The organism is Caballeronia glebae, assembly GCF_001545035.1.
Classification (GTDB): domain Bacteria; phylum Pseudomonadota; class Gammaproteobacteria; order Burkholderiales; family Burkholderiaceae; genus Caballeronia; species Caballeronia glebae.
This window is the reverse complement of the sequence record NZ_FCOJ02000007.1, coordinates 1-19,844: the sequence shown is the minus strand read 5'-3', so window position 1 is coordinate 19,844 and position 19,844 is coordinate 1. Positions and strand designations below refer to the sequence as shown.

The window sequence follows — 19,844 nt, the reverse complement described above, 5'->3', positions numbered from 1 at the left end:
CTGTCTCCTCCGTCGGCGGCGGAGCGTCTTTGCACCCGCCTGCATGCCCGCGCTGCGCGGGCGACTGCACGAGTGTAGCCGTGCCCGCGCCCGCCGGTTAGTTGGCATTTACACCATGCGGCCTGCGCGACGGTGTCACGCCGCCGCGCTGCGCGCCATCAGCGCATGATCGAAGCGGAGTTCCTTCAGCGCGGAAAGCCCGCTCAGCACCACGCGTCCTTGCTGATTGCGCACGGTCGTATCCATCACGAGGATGTGCTTTGCGGGCTTCTTTTCGACGACACAAACGTTGATCGTCACCGTATCGCCGATATACACCGGCCCCAGAAAGCGCAGCTCCTGCCCGACATACGCGAAGCCCGGACCGGTCAATTCGGTGTGCGCCGCCGAGACCAGCGCGGCCGTCAACAGGCCATGCACGACGCGCCGTCCGAAAGGGGAGCATTCGGCGAAGGCATCTTCCATATGCAGCGGATTCAGGTCGCCGGACAGATGTCCGAACGCGTTCACTTCGGCCTCTGTGACCGTGTGAACGTTGACCTGCGTGCGGCCGATCTCGACGTCGTCGAAGCGCAAGAGCGCCGGCCAGTTGTTCGGTTGCGCGCTCATGCTTCTCTCCTCGAAGTCAATGCGATGCCGCGTTCGACATAGCCGTCGATCTCCTGCGGCGTATAACCCAGTTCCGCGAGCACTTCGCGGGTATGTTGTCCCTGTTTCGGCGGATGCCGCCGCAGCGCAGGCGTCGCGCCGTCGTAGCGCACCGGATGCGCGAGCACGCGCACCGGTCCCGCTTCCTCGTGATCGAACGACATGATCATTTCGTTGTGCGCGACCTGCGGATCCTGCTCGACCTGCTCATAATCGTTGACGGGCGCGAACCAGATATCGTGTTCCTCGAAGGTGTGCATCCACTCTTCGGTCGTGCGCGTTTTCAGCGTGTCATAGACAAGACGGTTGATCTCGTCGCGCCTCAGCACGTTGTCCTTCGGATGGGTGAACGCGGCGAGCGCGGGACACGACAGCGCGTTTGCAAGCTTCTGCGTCGGCGTGAGCGACATCGCGATATAGCCGTCACGCGTTCGGTACACGCCATACGGCGCGGGATGAAAGCGGCTGCCGGTCGGCGGATGCGTGCGTGCCCACAACGGCCCCTTGTTCATGTAGTACGTGAACGGCTCGATTTGCAGGTCGAGCGCGGCGTTGAGGAGGTTGCTCTCGATGCGCGTGCCCACGCCCGTGCGCTCGCGCGCCTGCAACGCGGCGACCACGCCGAATGCGGCGAGCACGGCGGCATGCTGATCGACGATGGCGGAACCGACCGGCGTGGGCGGCGACTCCGCGTCGCCGGAAAGCATGGTCAGTCCGCTCATCGCCTGCAGCAGCAGATCCTGGCCTGGACGCTTCAGATAAGGCCCGGACGAACCGTAGCCGGTGCACGAGCAATACACGAGACGCGGATTGACTTCATGCACCTGCGCATAGCCGAAGCCCATCTTGTCGAGCACCCCGGGACGATAGTTCTCGACGAGCACGTCGGCTTCGCGGATCATACGCCACACGATCTCGCGCGCGGCTTCGTCGCGCAGATCGAGCGAGATGCTGCGCTGATTGCGGTTGCCGAGCAGAAAGAACACGCTCACGCCTTCGAGGAACGCATCCGCGCCGGTCCAGCTACGTTCGAACGCGCCGCCCGGCGGTTCGATCTTGATCACATCCGCGCCGACATCGGCGAGCATCTGCACGGCGGCGGGGCCTTGCAGAAAATGCGTGAAACTCAGCACCTTGATGCCTTCCAGCATAAACATTCTCCTCTCGGTTTCGGCGCGCGATCACGCGAGCAGCGTGCGCGCGATGATCATGCGTTGTATTTCCGAGGTGCCTTCGACGATCTCCAGCACCTTTGCATCGCCGAATGCGCGCGCGACGGCAAACTCGGCCATCACGCCGTAACCGCCGTGAATCTGCAGCGCCTGATGCGCGGCTTTCATCGCGTGCTCGGTCGCGAACAGTTTGGCTTGCGACGCTTGCGCATCGAAGGCCGCGCCGGCGTCCTTCGATGCGGCGGCGTCGTAGAGCATCAGACGTGCGGCGTGCGCATCGGTCGCCATGTCGGCGATCTTGAACTGCAGCGCCTGAAACTCGGCGATCGCGCGTCCGAACGCGCGACGCTCCTTCATGTATGCGACCGAGCGATCCAGCGAGCCCTGCAGGATGCCGAGCGCGAGCGCGCCGATGAGAATGCGCCCCGTGCTGATCTGCGCGAGCGTCTGGCGCAGGCCCGCGCCGCGTTCGCCCAGCAGTTGATCGGCGGGAACCGCGCATTGCTCGAAGAACAGTTCGTGCGTGATCGATGCGCGCCAGCCGATCTTGCGCAGCTTTCTGCCCTTGCCATAGCCTGGCGTTCCTTGCGGCACGATGAAGTTCGAGATCTCCTTGCGGCCATCGGGCCGAGTGCCGGTGACTGCCGCGATCACGGTCGGCCCGCCGATCTCCGTGCCCGAATTGCTGATGAAGGTCTTCGCACCGTCGATGACCCAGTGTTCGCCGTCGAAGACCGCGCGCGTGCCAATGTTGGCCGCATCGGAACCGGCGTCAGGCTCGGACAGTCCGATCGCGCCGATCTGCGTGCCGTCGAGAATGGGGCGCAGGAAACGCGCTTTCTGTTGCGCCGTGCCGTAGTTGTTCAGCAGGCTCGCGACGGTCGAGTTCGCCATCAGCGCATTGGCGACGGCGCAGTCCACGCGTGCGAGTTCTTCGAGCACGATCACGAACGACAGCCAGTCGCCGCCACCGCCGCCAAATTCCTCGGGATACGGCAAGCCCGTGAAGCCGAGTTCGCCTGCCTGCCGCCAGATCGCGTAGGGAAACGCTTCGTGCTCCCAGAGCGCCTCCGATTGCGGCGCGATTTCCTTCTCGGCGAAGCGGCGCACTGCTTCGCGCATCATCGTGTGCTCTTCGCCGAGCCAGTGAGGTTGATTGAAGTTTGTCGTCATGGCGTGACCGGTGCGGTGTCGGCTTGCGCGGCGCGGCGCGCACGTTTGCGTTCCACGAAGTGCCGCAGGCCCGCGCGCGCGCCTTCGCTCGAAAAATTCACGGCGTATTGCGCGGCCTCGAAGTCGAGTCCGGCGGACAAGGGCAATTCGCCCGCGCGATTCAGCGCGCGCTTGGCCATCTCGGCCGCGAACGGATCGTAGGAGGCGAGGGTGTCGGCGAACGCGCGCACGGTATCGAACAGCTTCTCGGGCGCGGCGATTTCGTGGATGAAGCCGAACGCCTCGCACTCGCGCGCGGAAAAGCGCCTGCCGCTCAGCACGAAGCGTTTCGCGCACGCGAGCCCCATCTTGGCGACGGCCAGTTGCGTGCCGCCCCAGCCGGGCATGGTGTTCAAGGTGATCTCGGGAAACGCGAAGCTCGCATCGCTCGATGCCACGATGAAGTCGCACGCGAGCGCCAGTTCGAAGCCGCCGCCGAGCGCGTAGCCGTTGACCATCGCGATGGTCGGCTTCGCGCTTTCATGCAGACGCAGCAGCGCGCGCTGGCCGGCCACCATGTCGCGATAAGCCGAGACGCCGTCGAGCGACACGAGGCGCTCGATGTCGTTGCCCGCGGCGAAAGCCTTCGCGCCGCTGCCGGTGAGCGCGATCACGCGCGTCGCGTCGTCGGCGAGCGCATCGGCGATTTCGGCTTCGAGCGCCGCGAGCATGTCGGGCGTGAACGCATTGAGCTTGTCGGCGCGATTGAGCGTCAGCAGGCGCAGCGCGCCGTGCTGCGAGGCGAGAATGGGAAGCGTGTTGTTCGTCATGGCGTTACAGCACTTTCAGATAGGTCTTGCCCGATGCCACGACCACGCCGTCCTGGCGCGTCACGTCGGCGGCAAAGACGCACACGTTGCGCTCTTCGTCCTTTTCTTCGAGCGTGAGACGCGCGCTCACCGTGTCGCCGATGAACACCGGCGCGTTGAAGGTGATGTCGTAGCGGTACGACACGGCGCCGGGGCTCGGCGCTTTCCCGGCCATGTAGCCCATCACCGTGGAGAGAAATCCGACCGACAGGCAGCCCTGCGCGATGCGTTTCTCGAAGCGCGTGCCCTTCGCATATTCCTCGTTGAGATGCACGGCGTAGAAATCGCCGACGATGCCGGCAAAGCCATAGATATCGTATTCGGAGACGGTCTTGGCGAAATCGGCGGTGTCGCCGATCGCATAGCAATCCATATGAGGGCGTTTGGCCATGTCGATGTTTCTTCGTGATGAGTTGGGGTTATCGCTAAACGATGCGTGCTGACATCGCATCGTCGGCGTGGAAGTCACTTTAAAGAGGGGCCTCATTCAACCGGTAGGACGGTTCGCGCGATCTTTTGGACTTTTTTGCATCGGACCCGGCGATGCGAAAGGGCGGCGTAAAAAAGTCCAAGAAATTCGACGACTGGTCCTAACGCACCATCGCCGCGATCACAAATACTTGCGTCAACCCGCCGGCTCCGCATTCGCACCGGGCACTCGCACCGAACGATGCGGCGCACTCGCCGGGCGGTATCCCTATCGAGCAAGGAGACAACATGAGTTCGCTTTTCAGAGCGCAGAGCATGCTGCGCGTAGCGATGAGCGCGGCGCTCGCCGCGATGTGCGTGGCGGTATCGTCTGGCGCGAGCGCGCAGGACAAGGTCGTGATGAAGCTCGGACACACGCTGGCGCCCGACAATCACTATCAGTTGACCGCGCAGGTGTTCGCGAAGGAAGTCGCCGCGCGCACGCACGGCCACGTCGAGATTCAACTGTTCCCGCAATCGCAGCTTGGCGGCGAAGTGCAGATGACGCAGGCGTTGCGCACCGGCACGCAGGAGCTGATGATTTCCGCGCAGGCGCCGATCGACAACACGATCAAGCAATGGCAGATCTTCGATATGCCGTATCTCTTCTCCAGCATGGACGAGGCGAACGGCGTGCTGCAAGGCCCGGTCGGCCGCAAGTATCTCGACATGATGAAGCCGGTGAACATGATCGGCCTCACGTGGCTCGCGGTCGGTGAACGCAACCTGTTCACGACCAAACGTCCGGTCACGTCGCTCGCGGACATGAAGGATCTCAAGGTGCGCGTGATGCAGAGTCCGGGCTATATCGCGGGCTACAAGGCGCTCGGCGCGAATCCGACGCCGCTCGCCTACAACCAGTTGTTTCTTGCGCTGTCGCAAGGTCTCGTCGATGGCGCCGATACCTCGCCCGAGCAGTTCGTGCAGGACAAGTTCTCCGACGTCGCCAAGCACTTCTACGTGACGCGCGTGAACTATCTTCCGGTCGTGCTGGCGATGAGCAAGAGCTCGTGGGACAAGCTCTCGCCCGCCGATCAGAAAGCGTTCCAGGACTCGGCGAAGATCGCCGCGGACTTCGATCTCAAGGAATACAAGCGCGAATACGACGCTGCGATCGCTTCGATGAAAGCGAAGGGCATCCAGGTCACGATGGTCGATACCGCGCCGTGGGCGCAAGCCACCAAGTCCGCGCGCGACGAACTCATCGGCAAGATTCCGGATGGCCCGGCGCTGTATCAGGAGATCAACACGGCCAAGCAGGCGCCGGCGGTCGCATCGAAATGACGGATGCGAACGACGGCCACCGCACAACCCAGGCACCACGGGAGGCGACACGCATGGAAAAGCTCGCGCGCGGCTTGATGTTCGTTGACGGCATCGTGCTGAAGATCAATCTGTTCGTCTGTAGCTGCCTCTTGCTCGGGGCGGTGATCGTCGCGGGGCTCGGGGTGATCTTCCGCTTCGTGCTGCACGATTCGCTATCGTGGTCCGACGAGGTGTCGGCGTATCTGTTCGTGTGGCTCACGTGCCTCGGCGCCGCGGCCGGCGTGAAGCTGCGCGCGCATCCGGAAGTGCGCGTGCTGGCCGATCGCGCGCCGGCCGCGTTCGCGCCGCTGCTCAAGGACTTCACGGATTGCGCGATCCTTGCGCTCGGCGCAGTGTTCGTCCTGTACGGCACCGACATGCTCGCGCTGATGGGCACCGAAACCGCCGCGTCGATTCCGATCTCGATGGTCTATCCGTATCTCTCGATTCCGGTGTGTGGCGCGCTGCTCGCGTTTCATTCGCTGGTGCGGATCGCCGTCTCGCATCTCGCGCCGCAGACGCAGACCGACGCCACGCTCGTCGAGGGCGTGTCCGAACATCTCTAGGAAGAAAATCATGTGGGCAATCGCTTTTGGAGCGGGGCTGCTCGGGCTCGGCGTGCCGGTGGCCATCTGCATCGGCATTGCGGCGACGCTCGCGCTGTCGATCAACGGCACGTCGCTGCTCGTGATTCCGCAGCAACTGTTTTCGAACCTCAACAACGTCGGCCTGCTCGCCATTCCGTTCTTCATGCTGACGGGCGCGATCATGGATTCGGGCGGCGTGTCGAAGCGCATCATCGAATTTTCGCAGGCGCTGGTGGGATTCATGCGCGGTGGCATCGGTCAGGTAACGATCGTCGCGAGCATGTTCTTCGCGGACCTTTCCGGCTCGGCGACGGCCGACACTGCCGCGATCGGCTCGGTGATGATTCCCGGCATGGTGAAGAAGGGCTATAACCGCGCGTTCGCGGTGGCGCTGCAATCGGCGGCGGGTTCGCTCGGGCTGCTCTCTCCCGTGTCGATGAGCATGCTCGTCTATGCGTATACGGCGAACGTATCGGTCGGCACGATGTTCATCGCCGGCATTGTTCCGATGCTGCTGGTGGTCGTGTCGTTCATGATCGTTAATTACGTGACCGCGGTGAAGAAGGGCTACAGCGCAGTCGAGCCGTTCGATGGGCGCAAGCTGTGGACGACTTTCCGCGAGGCGTTCTGGGCGCTGCTCACGCCGGTCATCATTCTGGGCGGCATCCTCGGCGGCATCTTCACGCCGGTCGAGGCGGGCGTGGTCGCGGCGGTCTATGTGACGCTGGTGAGCGCATTCGTCTTCCGCACGCTCAAGCTCTCGCATTTCAAGGACATTCTGGTGAGAACTTCGGTGAACACCACGCGTGTCTCGTTCCTGCTCGGGCTTGCGTTCGTGCTCGGGCGCTACCTGATCGAAGCGCAGATTCCGCTGCATGTAGCGAACAGTTTTCTCGCGATCACCACGAGCGCGATCGTGCTGCTGATCCTGATCAACCTGTTCCTCATCGCGGCGCATACCGTGCTCGAAACGATCTCAAGCATCGCGGTGGTGATTCCGGTGTTCCTGCCGCTCGTCGTGCAGATGCACATCGATCCGGTCGTGTTCGGCGTGATCGTGCTGATCAACTCGGCTATCGGTATCAATCTGCCGCCGATAGGCTTTTGTCTCTTCACGGCGGCGTCGATCGGCGGAGTGTCGGTGGAGAAGGCGACACGCGCGATTCTTCCGTTCATCTTCGCGCTGGTGATCGATCTGCTGCTGATCATCTTCTTCCCGCATATCCCGCAGTTTCTGCCGCATTTGCTGGGCGCGAAGTAAGCGGTTGTTTGCTTTACTTCGGACAAGAAGGGCGCGAAAGCGCCCTTCGTCACATCATGCGTGCGCGCGTTGCAGCCATTGCTCCAAACCGATGCTGCCGCGACGCGCTTCGCCCGACGGCACGAGCGCGACATCCGCGACGACGGCCGCGACAAGACTGAACGAAACTTGCATCGGTGCGCAATGTAGTCAGCGCAGCGGGCGCGGCGCAGAAACGCAAATCTGCTAGCTCGGATCGTTGCATCGCTCGACGGTAGTGCATGCCGCCCATCCGTGCAGCCGATTCCATCGGGATCGCAAGCGTGCGCTTTACATTGATGCAGGACCTGCGAATGCGACAGACTGGACGACAGCAACGGCCGAGGGCTCGCATGCGCGTCAGCACGCCCGACTTTCGCGCTGGCGACGCTTCGAAGAACAGGAAAGGAACTTGGAGCAGCCGCATGAAGGTCGATACCCGAACGGCGGCAAAGGCCGAGGCGACAGCATTTGCTACGAGGCAGGGCTCGGCCAGCAGACGTCGTTTGAAAAGTGCGTTTGCGCATCTATCGTCTGCCGAAGAAGCGCCGAATGCTACAGCATGGCAAGCGCGTCGATCGCAGCTCCGCACAGATCGAACGTTGCGGCCCTACGTCTCATTTCGAGGATCAAGCGCGTCTCTCAGGCCGTCGCCGACGAAGTTGAAGCTCGTCACGGCCAGCGTGATCGCGAGGCCGGGAACGATGGCGAGCCACGGCGCGCTCGTCAGATACGTCTGCGCGTTGTCCAGCATGTTTCCCCAGCTCGGCGTGGGCGGCTGGATGCCGAAGCCGAGAAACGAGATGTAGCTTTCCGCGAGCATCGCGTAGGCAACGTTCAGCGTCGCGGCGACGACGATCGGCGCGGCCGCGTTCGGCAACAGCTCGCGGAACATGATGCGCGAGTGCGACGAGCCCATCGACAGCGCGGCGAGCGCGAAGTCACGCGTTTTCAGCGAGCGGATCTGCGCTTCGACGACGCGTGCGACTTCCATCCACGTCGTGATCGCGATGAGAAAGACGATCGACGGAACGGACGGGGAGATGATCGCGGAGATCGCCAGCAGCAGGAAGATCGACGGAAAGCACAGCACGCCGTCGACCAGACGCATCAGCGCATTGCCGACGAAGCCGCCGAAGTATCCGGCGATCAGCCCCACGCCCACGCCTATCACCATGCTGATCGACATCGCGAAGAAGCCGATCGATAGCGAAATGCGGCCGGCCATCAGCAGACGCGCGAGCACGTCGCGGCCGAGCGGATCAGTGCCGAGAATGTGTGCGCCCGAGAGCGGCGGCATCAGCCGATGCCGGATGTCGATGTAGGTGTCGGTATAGGCGAGCAGCGACGGGCCGGCCACGCACGCGAGCACCATCAGCACGATGGAGAGCGCGCCGAAAATCGCCAGTTTGTGACGGCAGAAGCGGCGCAGCGCCGGGCTCATGCCCACGCCTTTACTCGGGTTTGCGACGGACGGTTCGGTGGCCACGGTGGATGTCTCTCTCATCGTCGGTCGCCGGCAATGCGGGGATCCGCGAAACCGTACAGCAGATCGGCGATCAGGTTGCCAAGCAGCACGAGCACGGCGCTGAACATCAGGATGCCCATCACGGTCGGATAGTCGCGGTAGCTAATGGAATCGAAGAAGAGGCGGCCGATGCCCGGCCATGTGAACACCGTCTCGGTCACGAGCGCGCCGGACAAGAGCGTCGGCACGTGCAGCCCGGTGATGGTGATCATCGGCAACAGCGCGTTGCGCAGCGCGTGACGCAGCACGATCTGTGATTCGGGCACGCCCTTGGCGCGCGCGGTACGGATGTAATCCTGGTTGATCACTTCGAGCATCGAAGAGCGCATGTAGCGGCTCCAGACCGCGGTCGTCACCAGCGCGAGCACCACGCACGGCCCGATCAGATGATGCACGTAATCGAAGAACGAGCCATCTCCTTCGGTCATGCGGTTGCCGGCGGGAAGCCAGTTCAGATGCACGGCGAACACATAGATGACGACGATTCCGAACCAGAACGTTGGAATGGACAGCGCGATCATCGTGCCGACCGTGGCGATCGAATCGAACAGCGAATAACGCCGCACCGCGCCGAGAATGCCGATGCAGGCGCCGATCAACATCGCCAGCAAGGTGGAGCAGAACATCAGTTCGAGGGTCGCGCCGATATGCGACGCGATGATCGACGTGACCGCTTGCTGATCGCGATAGGACACGCCCCAGTCGCCCTTGACCATGCGCAATAGCCACTCGACATACTGGATCGGCAGCGGCCGGTCCAGGCCGAGCTGTGCCGACAGACGGTCGAGATCGGCCTGACTCATGTCGCCGGAGGCCGCGAACTGCGAAAGCGGGCCGCCCGGCGCGAGATGCAGGATGACGAACCCGATGACCGAAACGATCAGCAGCAGCACCACCGAGTGGATCGCGCGGCGTGCAAGGAAGGGCAGCATAAGTGCGGTTCTCTGTGGTCTTTCAGGAATCGATGTTCAGACTTTCTTTTTCCATGACCACTCGTTCATGTTCCAGCAGTTCTGCCGCTGGTTCACATTCGGGCGATAACCGAGCAGGTTGTCTTTCATGCCTTCGATGACCGAGTACTGGAAGAGCGGCAGGATCGGCAACTCCTCGCGCACGATGATCTGCAACTGGCGGTAGATCTCCTTGCGCCTGGCTTGATCGAAGGTTGCCTCGCCTTCGGCCATCAGCTTGTCGGCGGCGGGGTTGGACCATTGCATGTAGTTGCCGCCGCTGCCGCCTTTCAGTGGGATCGCGCCGGAACTGAAGCGGTTGGCAGGATCGGGATCGGCGCCGGTGCGGAACGACGTGCCGACCAGCAGCGACTGGAACTGCGAGCGCGAGTAGAACTCGCCCCAGATGATCGCGGCCGGCATGTTCTTGATCTTCATCGACACGCCGATCTCCTGCCAGTCCTGCATGATCAGTTGCTGGCACTGCTCGCGCAGCACGTTGCCCGTAGTCGTCGACATGTTGAATTCGAGCGGCACGCCGTTCTTGCTGCGCATGCCGTTCGAGCCTTTCATCCAGCCGGCCGCATCGAGCATCTTGTTGGCTGCCGCGACGTTTTTGGTCTGCTTCGGAAGGCCGGGGAAGTAGGACCACGATTCCATCGGCATGAACGACTCGGTCGGCTTCATGACGCCGTAGTAGATCGCGTCGATAATCGCCTGCTTGTCGAGCGCCGTGTACAGCGCCTGACGCACAGCCCTGTCGGCGAACGCCTTGTTGTCGAGATTGGGCATCACGACTTCGAGATTGCCGTTGGTCGACAGCGCGATCTTGCGGCCCGGCAGCTTCGACGCTTCCTGATAGTAGTTCGCCGGAATGCCAGGCACGGGCACGAAGTCCACCTGGCCGGTGCGGAACTGCGTATAGAGCGCGGTCAGATCCGGGATGTACTTCAGCACAACCTTCTCTAGGAACGGCCCCTTGCCGTAATAGCGCTCGTTGGCGATCAGCGTGATGTTGTCGCCGGGCGTGCGCGTGCCCCATTTGAACGGACCTGTGCCGACCGGCGCGTTGTTGAAGGGCGCAGTGTTCGGATCGGCGGCTTTGCCGAGGATGTGCTTCGGCACCATTTGTGTGTTGGCGAGGAGCGCGAAATACGGCGAATAGGCGCGTTCCATGTGCCATGTAATCTCGAACGGGCCCTTGACGACGATTTCTTTGACGAGGCTGTGACCGATGCGCGCGCGCGATCGGAAGCCTGGCGCGCTGATCAGTTCGATCGAGTATTTGACGTCGTCGGCGGTGAATTTGGTGCCGTCGTGCCAGAGCACGTCGCTGCGCAGCTTGACGGTCCATGTCTTGCCGCCGTCGGCGATACCACCGTTTGCTTCGGTCGGGATCTCGATAGCGAGATCGGGCCGCAGCGAGCCGTCCGGCTCGGCCGTCCAGAGCGTGCTGAACACGTTCGTCCAGATTACCTCATCGCACTCGACGCCCGGCATCAGCGGATTGAACGCAGTCGGTTCCTGCGACATGCCGACCACCACGACGCCCGAGCGCTTGCCCTGCGCCGCTGCCGGAGCGTTCGCGTCGGTGGCGAACGCCGGCAGCGAAAGGGCGGACAGCCCGGCCAGCGCGCCCACGCTTTGGCCGAGAAATTTACGTCGATCAAGCGAGATCGCATCCGTTTCGATCGTTGCTGAAGTGTTCGGCACTCTTTCCATCAAGTCTCTCCAGTTTGACGCGGCGATCGACGCTCGGCCCCCGCGCTGATCGGGTTCAGGCGACGAAGGTCAGTTTCAATAAATTAAAAATTAGTGTCAAGAGACGTTGCGATATGGAAAACCCTGAATGGCGGACGTTTCTTGCTGAGGTACGATCAGTAAAGGCTCGTAGCACTCCAGGCGATGCGTAAGGATTATCCGGCAGGCGATTTTGTGCGGCTCCCGGATTCAATAAAATGAAACTTTAACTCGAAAATGACGACAGCAAGACTCGGCGACTCTGACACCGAAGATCAGGACGAGCGCGCGCAATCGATCGAGATTGGCCGGCGGCTCAAGCATCTGCGATCGGTGCGCGGTCTCACGATTACAGAACTGGCGGGTCGCTCCGGCGTGTCCGCTGGCCGGATCAGCCAGATCGAGCGCGGACAGTCCAATCCGTCCATCAACACTCTGCAGAAGCTGCGCACGGTGCTGGGCGTAACGCTGTGGGCATTTCTTGAAGACAATGGCGCGGCGGCTACAGGCGAATCGCCGCACGTGCGCCGGCGCGAGAACCGGCCGCGCATCGTGTCCGGCACAAACCAGTTCACCAAGGAGCTGCTGTCGCCGACCGACAACGACGAGCTGCGATTCATGATCCTCACGCTACCGTCCGGCGCGCAAAGCGACGACGTACTAACCGGTCCCGGCGACAAGGGCGGCTACGTGCTGTCGGGCAAGGTGACGCTGACGATCGGCAACGAAACGCTCGAAGTGCGCGACGGCGACAGCTTTCAGTTCAAGAGCACGATCGCGCATCAGATCAGCAATCCGTGGCAGGAAGAAGCGAAGGTACTCTGGATCATCAACATCCGCGATTCACACGTCTAAGCCCGCGGCGCACGACTCGACCCGATTCGGCACGCGCCGCGGATCTCCACGACTCAACCAAACATGAAAGGCTCTCCGATGATCAAGCGTCACGAAGTGACTGGACGTCTCAGCAAGGTACTGGTCGCGAACGGTTTTGCGTTTTTGTCGGGTCTCACCGCCCAGAATCGCGACGGTGACGTCAAGGCGCAGACCGCCGACATCCTCGCGCAGATCGACGAGTATCTGCGTGAAGTCGGCACCGACAAGACGCGCATCGCGGTCGCCAACATCTGGCTGAAAGACATCGCGCAATTCGCCGAAATGAACGAGGCGTGGGAAGCGTGGGTCGATCGCGATCAGCCGCCGGCTCGCGCCACCGTCGAATCGCGGCTCGCGCACGACAAGATCCTCGTGGAAATCCAGGTGCAGGCGGTGGTCTGAGCCGCGTCGCTTTCCGTTCCTCTCGCTCAACGTCTCCTGGCGGACAACATGCTTTCATCGAGTGCTACGCCCCGCGATCCTTCCTGGTGGTTCGACGAAGCGCTGCGCAACGAGCGCGGCCAGCCCGAGGCGCCGCCGCTTTCCGGACCGCTCACGGTCGATGTCGCGATCGTCGGCGGCGGGTTCACGGGCCTGTGGACCGCACTCGCGCTGCGTGAGCGCGCGCCGCATCTGTCGGTCGCGCTGATCGAGGCTTCGCTGTGCGGCTCGGGCGCGAGCGGCAAGAACGGCGGCAAGGTTCACGGTTACTGGGCGTCGCTCGCCGGCATGGCCGCCAACATCGGACCGGACGGCGCGTTGGCCGTCGCCCGCGCAGGCACGCGCGCGCAGGACGGCATCAGAGCATTCGCCACCGCGCCCGGGCGCGACGTGTGGTGGCGTGAGAGCGGCAATGTGCGCGTGTCCGCCGCCGCGGCGCAGGACGCGAAGCTCAGAATGTACGTCGAGACGGCGCGCCATCTCGGCGTGCCGGAAAGCGTGCAGCCGCTGACTCCCGAGGAGGTCGCCGAGCATTGCCGCTCGCCGGTGTTTCGCGGTGGCCTCTTCTTTCCCGAAGGCGCGAACGTTCAGCCCGCGCGGCTCGCGCGTGAACTGCGCCGCGCGGCGATTGCGGCGGGCGTGAAGGTGTTCGAGAAGACGCCGATGACGCGGATCGACGCGGGCACGCCGAACCGCGTAGTGTGTCCGAACGGTGAGATCGTCGCGAAGGAAGTGGTGCTCGCGACCAACATCGAACTGGTCAAGCGCAAGGAGATCGCGCCGTTGATGACGGTGTTCTCGTCGTATGCGCTGATGACGCAGCCCGCGCCCGACAAGCTTGCTGCGATGAACTGGAATCGCGACGAAGGCATCGCAGATCTGCGGATGTTCGTGCATTACTTCCGCAAGACGATCGACGGCCGCGTTCTGATGGGCTCCGGTTCCGGGCCGATCAGCTTCGGCGGCAACACGGCAAATCCGCAGTTGACCACCGACGGCGCGTCGGCCGCACGCGCCGAGCGCGGCTTGCGGCGCCTGCTGCCCGCGTTTGCCGATGTCGCGATCGATCGCGTGTGGGGCGGCGGAATCGACGTGTCGTTCGATCGTCTGCCTTTCTTCCGCACGGTGCCGGGTACGCGGGTTCACTACGGCTGTGGCTATTCGGGACACGGCGTCAATCCGACGTACATCGGCGGCCAGTGTCTGGCGTCGCTCGTGCTCGGTACGAAAGACGAGTGGAGCAGCCTGCCGCTTTGCACGCGCGAGCTGAAGTCGCTGCCGCCCGAGCCGTTTCGCTATGTCGGCGGCCGCTTCGTGCGCTGGGGCATTCTGGGTTGCGAGGAAGCCGAGGAGTTCGGCAAAAGCGCGGGCTTTTTTCCGCGCGTCGCCGCGGCGATCCCAAAGACGTTCGGGCTGCGAATCGGCACACGTTGACGTTGGCGCGGCGATGCTCATGCAACACGAAAAGCAGCGTCTGATCGCTGCACACAGGAACGAACGCTCATGACTATACCGGTTTTGTCGGTCTCGGATCTGTCAACTTCATTTCGCGTGGGCGGCGTCTGGCGCTCCGTCGTGCGAGGCATTTCGTTCGACATCGCGCCGGGCGAAACGCTCGCGATCGTCGGCGAATCCGGCTCTGGCAAGAGCGTCACGGCGCTCTCGATCATGCAGCTGACGAGCCGCACATCCAGCCGCATCCAGGGCAGCGTCAGGCTTAACGAACGCGAACTGCTCGGGTTCGAAACGATGCGCGAGATCCGGGGAAACCAGATCGGCATGATCTTCCAGGAGCCGATGACGTCGCTCAATCCGGTGCTGCCGGTCGGGTTCCAGATCGCCGAATCTCTGATGCTGCATTGCGGTCTGTCGAAGAGCGCCGCCAATGCAGAGGCCGTCCGCCTGCTCGACAAGGTGCGTATTCCGGCCGCCGCCTCGCGCGTGCGCGATTATCCGCACGCATTCTCGGGTGGCATGCGTCAGCGCGTGATGATCGCGCTGGCGCTCGCATGCACGCCGAAACTGCTGATCGCCGATGAACCGACGACCGCGCTCGACGTGACGATACAGGCGCAGGTGCTCGATCTGATCAAGAGCCTCCAGGTGGAAGACGGCATGTCGGTGCTGTTTATCACGCACGACATGGGCGTGGTTGCGGAGATCGCCGATCGGGTCGTGGTGATGTACGACGGCAGCCAGGTCGAATCGAACACGACCGAGATGATTTTTCGCGAGCCGTCCAAGCCGTACACGCGCGCGCTGCTATCCGCCGTGCCGCGGCTCGGCTCGATGGCGGGACGCAAGGCTCCGCTGCGCTTTCCGGTAGTCAATCGCGAGACGGGCTGCTCGGACGTGCCGGCCGAATCGCCCGATACGGTGCACGCGGGCACGCAGCCGGTGCTCAAGGTGAGCGGTCTGACGACGCGTTTCGATATCCGCTCCGGACTGCTCGGCAAGGTCAAGGGGCGCGTGCACGCGGTGGAGAACGTTTCGTTCGCCGTGCAGCCGGGCGAGACGCTCGCGCTGGTGGGCGAATCCGGATGCGGCAAATCCACGACGGGCCGCTCGCTGATGTGTCTGAACGAGCCGCTCGCAGGTTCCGTCGAGCTCGACGGCATCGATCTGCTCAAGCTGAAGGGCGAGCGCCGGCGCGAGAAGCGGCGCGGAGTCCAGATGATCTTTCAGGATCCGTTCGCGTCGCTCAATCCGCGCGCCACGGTCGGCGCGATCGTCGCCGAACCGTTGCGGGCGAACGGACTGGCGAACCGGCAGGACGCGCTCGCGCTCGCCCTGCAGCTGCTACGTCAGGTCGGTTTGTCGCCCGATATGGCCGACCGCTATCCGCACGAGTTTTCTGGCGGCCAGCGGCAACGCATCTGCATCGCGCGCGCACTCGCACTGGAGCCGAAGTTGATCATCGCGGACGAAGCGGTGTCGGCGCTGGACGTGTCCGTGAAGGCGCAGGTGGTCAATCTGATGCTCGATCTTCAGGCGCGCATGGGGCTCGCGTATCTGTTCATTTCGCACGACATGGCGGTGGTCGAACGCATCAGTCATCGCGTCGCCGTGATGTATCTCGGCGAGATCGTCGAGATCGGGCCTCGTGAGGCCGTGTTCGGCGATCCGCAGCATCCTTACACCAAGCGTCTGCTCGCCGCGGTGCCGGTCGCCGATCCGGGGCAGCGCAACCGGCGAAGCCAGCTGGCGGCCGACGAAATCAGAAGCCCGATACGTGCCGCCGATTATTCGCCGGCGGCGAGACAGTATCGGCAGGTCTCGACGGATCACATAGTGATGGAGGTGTGAAGTCCGTCGCAGGCCGGCGCGCAGCGTCTCCCGAAGGACAGCAAATGAGCCTGGAGCCGCCGCATAAAGGCGATAGTCGAACGTCGGCAAAGGCCGAACTGCGGCGCGTCCAGTCAGGCAGAGGTCCAGCAAGCGAATAAGTCAACAATGATAGTCGACCCGCGAAGGATAAAAGACCCACTTATACGCCGCGAGCTCGACGAGTTCAGATCCGCTTCGCGCCCGCAATACGAGCAATCAGGAATTGGTCCAGTTGCGCGAACGTCTCGGGCATCGCCTCGTCCATTCCCTCAATCGCGACGTCGAGCGCTTCCTTCGACGGGTAGAGCTCGCGCATCACCAGCAACGTCTTACCATCCTTCTCCTCGAAGGTCACTGTCGTGACGGCACCGTCATCGCTCTCCTCGTTGGTCCAGACGAGGCGAGCATTGGGTATCACTTCGAGATACCTGCCGAAGAACGCCATGGGCGCTGTGGCCTTTGGGTGAGCGAACTCCAGGCGGTAGCTGCCGCCGACACGGACATCCTGTTCGCAGGAAAGCAGGGTCGCGCCGCTCGACTTCGGCACCCACCACTGCTTGAACAGCTCGGGCGTGGTCCACGCTTCGAACACGAGTCGTGACGGGGCATCGAAGGTTCGCGTGATGACCATCTCGCGCTCGGACGTCCGTTCTGACGTCGTCCGGTTGCTCGTGGAGGCGGGCTCATTCTCTCTTTTTTCGACCATCACGTTTCTCCTTGCGTTTGAGGTCCTCGATGACCGTGTCCAGCGCGTCGAAGCGCGCTGCCCACATTCGGCGGTAGTTCTCGATCCAGGCCGACTCTTCCTCAAGACGGCGCGAGCCAAGCTTGCACGTGCGCACACGTCCCACCTTCTCCGTGGTGACGAACTCCGCTTGCTCCAGGATGCCGATGTGCTTCCTCATGCCGGTCAAGGTCATGTGGAACCGCTCGGCAAGGTCCGTAATGGACGCGTCAGCGCGCAACAACTGCTCCAGCACGCCGCGTCGGGTCGGGTCCGAAAGCGCGGCGAACGAGGCGTCGAATCGGGCATTTTTTGAATACTGAGCCATGTGGTTCAGTATTACACGGGTGTAGACGGCCGACAAGGGGAAACAGCGTTGGCTTGCACTGCTCGATCAGGGCATTGAAGGTGTTACGGGCGGGATTGCGTAGTAAGACTGAGGCGCTTTATCCACGGCCCGAGGCGCACCATGAAGGCTGGCGCGCGCAATCGGTACGCTGACAGTAACCGGGACATCGAAAGGCCTCGCGATGCCGGTCCGCCGTCCGGAGTGTCCATGTTTTCGCCCGCTGCCTCGTACCCGCTCGTGGTAGGCATGGGCTCGTTGATTATGGTTCCGGCCGCATGCCGAAAGTTCAGCAACACATAACAAAGGCGGCGCTATCAAGCGCCGCCGAGTCATAAGAGCGCCGAACGCCGGCGGAAATGTTATCGCACCTTGCCCGCTTTCCAAGCCGACAGCAGTTGCTCATACTTTACTGTTTCGCCCTTCGGTTTTTCGTTGGCGAGCCGCTTCCACGGCGCGTGCTGGTCGGACAGCCACTTGGACGGATCGCTTTGCACATTGAGTTCCGGCGCGCAAACCTTCATCCCGGCCCGCTGCAAACGGGACAACACCTGGTCCATTTCTTTTGCGAGATTGTCCATTGCAGCCTGCGGAGTTTTTTCACCTGCGACAGCGGTGCCGACGTTCTTCCACCAGAGTTGCGCCATCTTTGGATAGTCGGGCACGTTGTTGCCGGTCGGCGTCCACGCGACGCGCGCCGGGCTGCGATAAAACTCGATCAAGCCGCCGTACTTGTCCGCGTTTTTCGTGAAGTAGTCGCTATGAATGTCGGAGTCGCGAATGAACGTGAGACCGACAATCGACTTCTTGAGCGACACGCTCTTCGACGTCACGAATTGCGCATACAGCCACGCGGCGGCACGCTGATTCGGCGGTGTCGACTTGAAGAACGTCCACGAGCCGACGTCCTGATATCCGTTTTGCATGCCGTCCTTCCAGTAGGCGCCGTGCGGGGAAGGCGCCATGCGCCACTTCGGCGTGCCGTCCGCATTCGTGACGTTGCCCGGCTTGAGCATCGACGCCGTGAACGCGGTGTACCAGAACACCTGTTGCGCGATCCGGCCTTGCGCGGGCACGGGGCCAGCCTCGCTGAAGGTCATGCCCGACGCTTCTGGCGGCGCGTATTTCTTGAGCCAGTCGATGTATTTGGTCGTTGCGTAGACTGCTGCCGGGCTGTTGGTGCCGCCGCCGCGCGACACCGACGCGCCTACCGGATGACAGCCGTCAGCCGACACGCGAATGCCCCATTCGTCAACGGGCATGCCGTTCGGAATCCCTTTGTCGGCTTCGCCCGCCATGGAAAGCCACGCGTCCGTGAAGCGCCAGCCGAGCGATGGGTCTTTCTTGCCGTAATCCATATGACCGTAGACTTTCTCTCCGTCGATGTTTTTCACATCGTTCGTAAAGAATTCGGCGATGTCTTCATACGCGGACCAGTTGACCGGCACGCCGAGATCGTAGCCGTATTTCGCCTTGAACTTGTCCTGGAAATCCTTGCGTGCGAACCAGTCCGCGCGGAACCAGTAAAGGTTCGCGAACTGCTGATCGGGAAGCTGATAGAGCTTTTTGTCAGGCGCGGTCGTAAAACTCGTGCCGATAAAGTCTTTCAGGTCAAGACCGGGGTTGGTATATTCCTTACCTTCTCCCGCCATGTAATCGGATAGCGGAACGATCACGCCATAGCGGTAGTGCGTGCCGATCAGGTCCGAGTCCGAGATCCAGCCGTCGTAAATGCTTTGCCCGGATTGCATCGAGGTCTGCAATTTCTCGACGACGTCGCCTTCCTGAATGATGTCGTGCTTCACCTGAATGCCGGTGATTTCACTAAACGCGGCGGCAAGCGTTTTGGATTCGTAGGTATGCGTGTCGATAGTTTCCGACACGACATGAACCTCCTTGACGCCTTGCGATTTGAGTTTCGCCGCGGTGTCGATGAACCATTTCATCTCGTCCATCTGCTGCTGTTTCGAAAGCGTGCTTGGCTGAAACTCGCTGTCCACCCATTTCTGCGCCTCAGGCGTGCCTGCCACAGCCTGATTCGCGAAGGCACCTGACACGATGCCGGCCAATGCCAGCGCGACGATCCGTCTCCTCTGATGCATGGTCTTCTCCTGTGTCTTCCGCGCCCCTTCGATCTTGTCGGCGGCCGCTGGGGGCATCAGCGGAACCGGCAGTTGTCAGTCTTCATTGCATGCGTTTGCTTATCTAGCCCTTCCACATGATCGCGAGCACGATCAGCACCGAGGCTGCGAAGCCCGGCCAGGAACTCGAGCCCTCGGCGCTGATTGCGAGCCATGCGAGATTGACATACGCGGCAGTCAACAGGCCGATGAACAGGCGATCACCGCGAGTCGTCGCGAGTTCGCATTCATTCTGCCCATATCGGGCAAGAAGTTGAAGTCCATTATCGTTGGCATGCGCTATATGGTCGC

At 62.5% G+C, this 19,844-nt stretch carries 19 protein-coding genes; 7 read left to right on the top strand and 12 right to left on the bottom strand.

The window, feature by feature from the left end; translation table 11 throughout:
* Nucleotides 1–135: 135 nt before the first annotated feature.
* Genes AWB82_RS06600 through AWB82_RS06580 form a run of 5 tightly spaced genes read right to left on the bottom strand, consistent with a single transcriptional unit; the run spans nt 136 to nt 4,232 of the window.
* Nucleotides 136–609 (bottom strand): MaoC family dehydratase, encoded by a 474-nt coding sequence (locus AWB82_RS06600; RefSeq protein ID WP_086966357.1) that lies wholly within the window; start codon nt 607–609, stop codon nt 136–138.
* On the bottom strand, nt 606–1,805 hold the full coding sequence (locus AWB82_RS06595; protein WP_235023199.1) for a CaiB/BaiF CoA transferase family protein: 1,200 nt from the start codon (nt 1,803–1,805) through the stop codon (nt 606–608). The genes AWB82_RS06600 and AWB82_RS06595 overlap by 4 nt, the downstream gene beginning before the upstream one ends.
* Before the next feature lie 24 nt (nt 1,806–1,829).
* Nucleotides 1,830–2,993 carry an acyl-CoA dehydrogenase family protein gene (locus tag AWB82_RS06590; RefSeq protein ID WP_086966355.1) on the bottom strand — a complete coding sequence of 388 codons (1,164 nt, stop codon included), beginning with the start codon at nt 2,991–2,993 and terminating at the stop codon, nt 1,830–1,832.
* A complete protein-coding gene (locus AWB82_RS06585; protein WP_086966354.1) occupies nt 2,990–3,802 on the bottom strand; it encodes an enoyl-CoA hydratase/isomerase family protein in 813 nt (270 codons plus the stop codon). The genes AWB82_RS06590 and AWB82_RS06585 overlap by 4 nt, the downstream gene beginning before the upstream one ends.
* 4 nt (nt 3,803–3,806) lie before the next feature.
* Complete coding sequence (locus tag AWB82_RS06580) at nt 3,807–4,232, bottom strand: MaoC family dehydratase (protein WP_235021264.1); 426 nt, start codon at nt 4,230–4,232, stop codon at nt 3,807–3,809.
* Nucleotides 4,233–4,558: 326 nt separating this feature from the next.
* On the opposite strand from AWB82_RS06580, the gene AWB82_RS06575 reads away from it, so the two are divergent.
* From AWB82_RS06575 to AWB82_RS06565, 3 genes are read left to right on the top strand one after another with little or no spacing between them, the layout of a single operon-like run.
* Nucleotides 4,559–5,593 (top strand): TRAP transporter substrate-binding protein, encoded by a 1,035-nt coding sequence (locus AWB82_RS06575; protein WP_086966353.1) that lies wholly within the window; start codon nt 4,559–4,561, stop codon nt 5,591–5,593.
* A 53-nt stretch (nt 5,594–5,646) separates the two neighbouring features.
* Entirely contained in the window at nt 5,647–6,180 is a 534-nt protein-coding gene (locus AWB82_RS06570; protein WP_086966352.1) for a TRAP transporter small permease, read from the top strand.
* Between the two features lie 10 nt (nt 6,181–6,190).
* Nucleotides 6,191–7,462: a TRAP transporter large permease gene (locus tag AWB82_RS06565; RefSeq protein ID WP_062607723.1), complete on the top strand. Its 1,272-nt coding sequence runs from the start codon at nt 6,191–6,193 to the stop codon at nt 7,460–7,462.
* Between the two features lie 628 nt (nt 7,463–8,090).
* On the opposite strand, the gene AWB82_RS06560 is transcribed toward AWB82_RS06565, so the two are convergent.
* From AWB82_RS06560 to AWB82_RS06550, 3 genes are read right to left on the bottom strand one after another with little or no spacing between them, the layout of a single operon-like run.
* The gene (locus AWB82_RS06560) at nt 8,091–8,987 is read right to left on the bottom strand and encodes an ABC transporter permease (RefSeq protein WP_086966351.1); all 897 of its coding nucleotides are present in this window, start codon (nt 8,985–8,987) and stop codon (nt 8,091–8,093) included.
* Nucleotides 8,984–9,940, bottom strand: coding sequence for an ABC transporter permease (locus tag AWB82_RS06555; protein ID WP_086966350.1), 957 nt, complete (start codon nt 9,938–9,940; stop codon nt 8,984–8,986). The genes AWB82_RS06560 and AWB82_RS06555 overlap by 4 nt, the downstream gene beginning before the upstream one ends.
* Nucleotides 9,941–9,976: 36 nt before the next feature.
* Nucleotides 9,977–11,680, bottom strand: coding sequence for a peptide ABC transporter substrate-binding protein (locus tag AWB82_RS06550; RefSeq protein WP_086966349.1), 1,704 nt, complete (start codon nt 11,678–11,680; stop codon nt 9,977–9,979).
* 255 nt (nt 11,681–11,935) lie between these two features.
* On the opposite strand from AWB82_RS06550, the gene AWB82_RS06545 reads away from it, so the two are divergent.
* From AWB82_RS06545 to AWB82_RS06530, 4 genes are all read left to right on the top strand, one after another.
* Nucleotides 11,936–12,553 (top strand): helix-turn-helix domain-containing protein, encoded by a 618-nt coding sequence (locus tag AWB82_RS06545; protein ID WP_086966348.1) that lies wholly within the window; start codon nt 11,936–11,938, stop codon nt 12,551–12,553.
* Nucleotides 12,554–12,616: 63 nt separating this feature from the next.
* Nucleotides 12,617–12,976, top strand: a complete 360-nt coding sequence (locus AWB82_RS06540) for a RidA family protein (RefSeq protein ID WP_235023198.1) — start codon at nt 12,617–12,619, stop codon at nt 12,974–12,976.
* Between the two features lie 48 nt (nt 12,977–13,024).
* Complete coding sequence (locus tag AWB82_RS06535) at nt 13,025–14,449, top strand: NAD(P)/FAD-dependent oxidoreductase (protein ID WP_086966346.1); 1,425 nt, start codon at nt 13,025–13,027, stop codon at nt 14,447–14,449.
* Between the two features lie 69 nt (nt 14,450–14,518).
* Nucleotides 14,519–16,321 (top strand): ABC transporter ATP-binding protein, encoded by a 1,803-nt coding sequence (locus tag AWB82_RS06530; protein ID WP_086966345.1) that lies wholly within the window; start codon nt 14,519–14,521, stop codon nt 16,319–16,321.
* A gap of 205 nt (nt 16,322–16,526) precedes the next feature.
* Here AWB82_RS06530 and AWB82_RS06525 read toward each other — a convergent pair whose 3' ends face one another.
* The 4 genes from AWB82_RS06525 to AWB82_RS06510 form a co-directional block, all read right to left on the bottom strand.
* Complete coding sequence (locus AWB82_RS06525; RefSeq protein WP_086966344.1) at nt 16,527–17,048, bottom strand: SRPBCC family protein; 522 nt, start codon at nt 17,046–17,048, stop codon at nt 16,527–16,529.
* The gene (locus tag AWB82_RS06520) at nt 17,026–17,394 is read right to left on the bottom strand and encodes an ArsR/SmtB family transcription factor (protein WP_086966490.1); all 369 of its coding nucleotides are present in this window, start codon (nt 17,392–17,394) and stop codon (nt 17,026–17,028) included. The genes AWB82_RS06525 and AWB82_RS06520 overlap by 23 nt, the downstream gene beginning before the upstream one ends.
* A 380-nt stretch (nt 17,395–17,774) precedes the next feature.
* Nucleotides 17,775–19,514: an ABC transporter substrate-binding protein gene (locus tag AWB82_RS06515; protein WP_086966343.1), complete on the bottom strand. Its 1,740-nt coding sequence runs from the start codon at nt 19,512–19,514 to the stop codon at nt 17,775–17,777.
* 103 nt (nt 19,515–19,617) lie between these two features.
* A partial coding sequence (locus AWB82_RS06510; protein WP_235023197.1) for a DUF2160 family membrane protein occupies nt 19,618–19,844 on the bottom strand: 227 nt, incomplete at its 5' end.

Excerpts from the sequence above, each read along its gene's own strand:
- AWB82_RS06600 (WP_086966357.1), bottom strand. The coding sequence starts at position 609 with ATGAGCGCGCAACCGAACAACTGGCCGGCGCTCTTGCGCTTCGACGAC.
- AWB82_RS06595 (WP_235023199.1), bottom strand. The coding sequence starts at position 1,805 with ATGTTTATGCTGGAAGGCATCAAGGTGCTGAGTTTCACGCATTTTCTG.
- AWB82_RS06590 (WP_086966355.1), bottom strand. The coding sequence starts at position 2,993 with ATGACGACAAACTTCAATCAACCTCACTGGCTCGGCGAAGAGCACACG.
- AWB82_RS06585 (WP_086966354.1), bottom strand. The coding sequence starts at position 3,802 with ATGACGAACAACACGCTTCCCATTCTCGCCTCGCAGCACGGCGCGCTG.
- AWB82_RS06580 (WP_235021264.1), bottom strand. The coding sequence starts at position 4,232 with ATGGCCAAACGCCCTCATATGGATTGCTATGCGATCGGCGACACCGCC.
- AWB82_RS06575 (WP_086966353.1), top strand. The coding sequence starts at position 4,559 with ATGAGTTCGCTTTTCAGAGCGCAGAGCATGCTGCGCGTAGCGATGAGC.
- AWB82_RS06570 (WP_086966352.1), top strand. The coding sequence starts at position 5,647 with ATGGAAAAGCTCGCGCGCGGCTTGATGTTCGTTGACGGCATCGTGCTG.
- AWB82_RS06565 (WP_062607723.1), top strand. The coding sequence starts at position 6,191 with ATGTGGGCAATCGCTTTTGGAGCGGGGCTGCTCGGGCTCGGCGTGCCG.
- AWB82_RS06560 (WP_086966351.1), bottom strand. The coding sequence starts at position 8,987 with ATGAGAGAGACATCCACCGTGGCCACCGAACCGTCCGTCGCAAACCCG.
- AWB82_RS06555 (WP_086966350.1), bottom strand. The coding sequence starts at position 9,940 with ATGCTGCCCTTCCTTGCACGCCGCGCGATCCACTCGGTGGTGCTGCTG.
- AWB82_RS06550 (WP_086966349.1), bottom strand. The coding sequence starts at position 11,680 with ATGGAAAGAGTGCCGAACACTTCAGCAACGATCGAAACGGATGCGATC.
- AWB82_RS06545 (WP_086966348.1), top strand. The coding sequence starts at position 11,936 with ATGACGACAGCAAGACTCGGCGACTCTGACACCGAAGATCAGGACGAG.
- AWB82_RS06540 (WP_235023198.1), top strand. The coding sequence starts at position 12,617 with ATGAAAGGCTCTCCGATGATCAAGCGTCACGAAGTGACTGGACGTCTC.
- AWB82_RS06535 (WP_086966346.1), top strand. The coding sequence starts at position 13,025 with ATGCTTTCATCGAGTGCTACGCCCCGCGATCCTTCCTGGTGGTTCGAC.
- AWB82_RS06530 (WP_086966345.1), top strand. The coding sequence starts at position 14,519 with ATGACTATACCGGTTTTGTCGGTCTCGGATCTGTCAACTTCATTTCGC.
- AWB82_RS06525 (WP_086966344.1), bottom strand. The coding sequence starts at position 17,048 with ATGGTCGAAAAAAGAGAGAATGAGCCCGCCTCCACGAGCAACCGGACG.
- AWB82_RS06520 (WP_086966490.1), bottom strand. The coding sequence starts at position 17,394 with ATGGCTCAGTATTCAAAAAATGCCCGATTCGACGCCTCGTTCGCCGCG.
- AWB82_RS06515 (WP_086966343.1), bottom strand. The coding sequence starts at position 19,514 with ATGCATCAGAGGAGACGGATCGTCGCGCTGGCATTGGCCGGCATCGTG.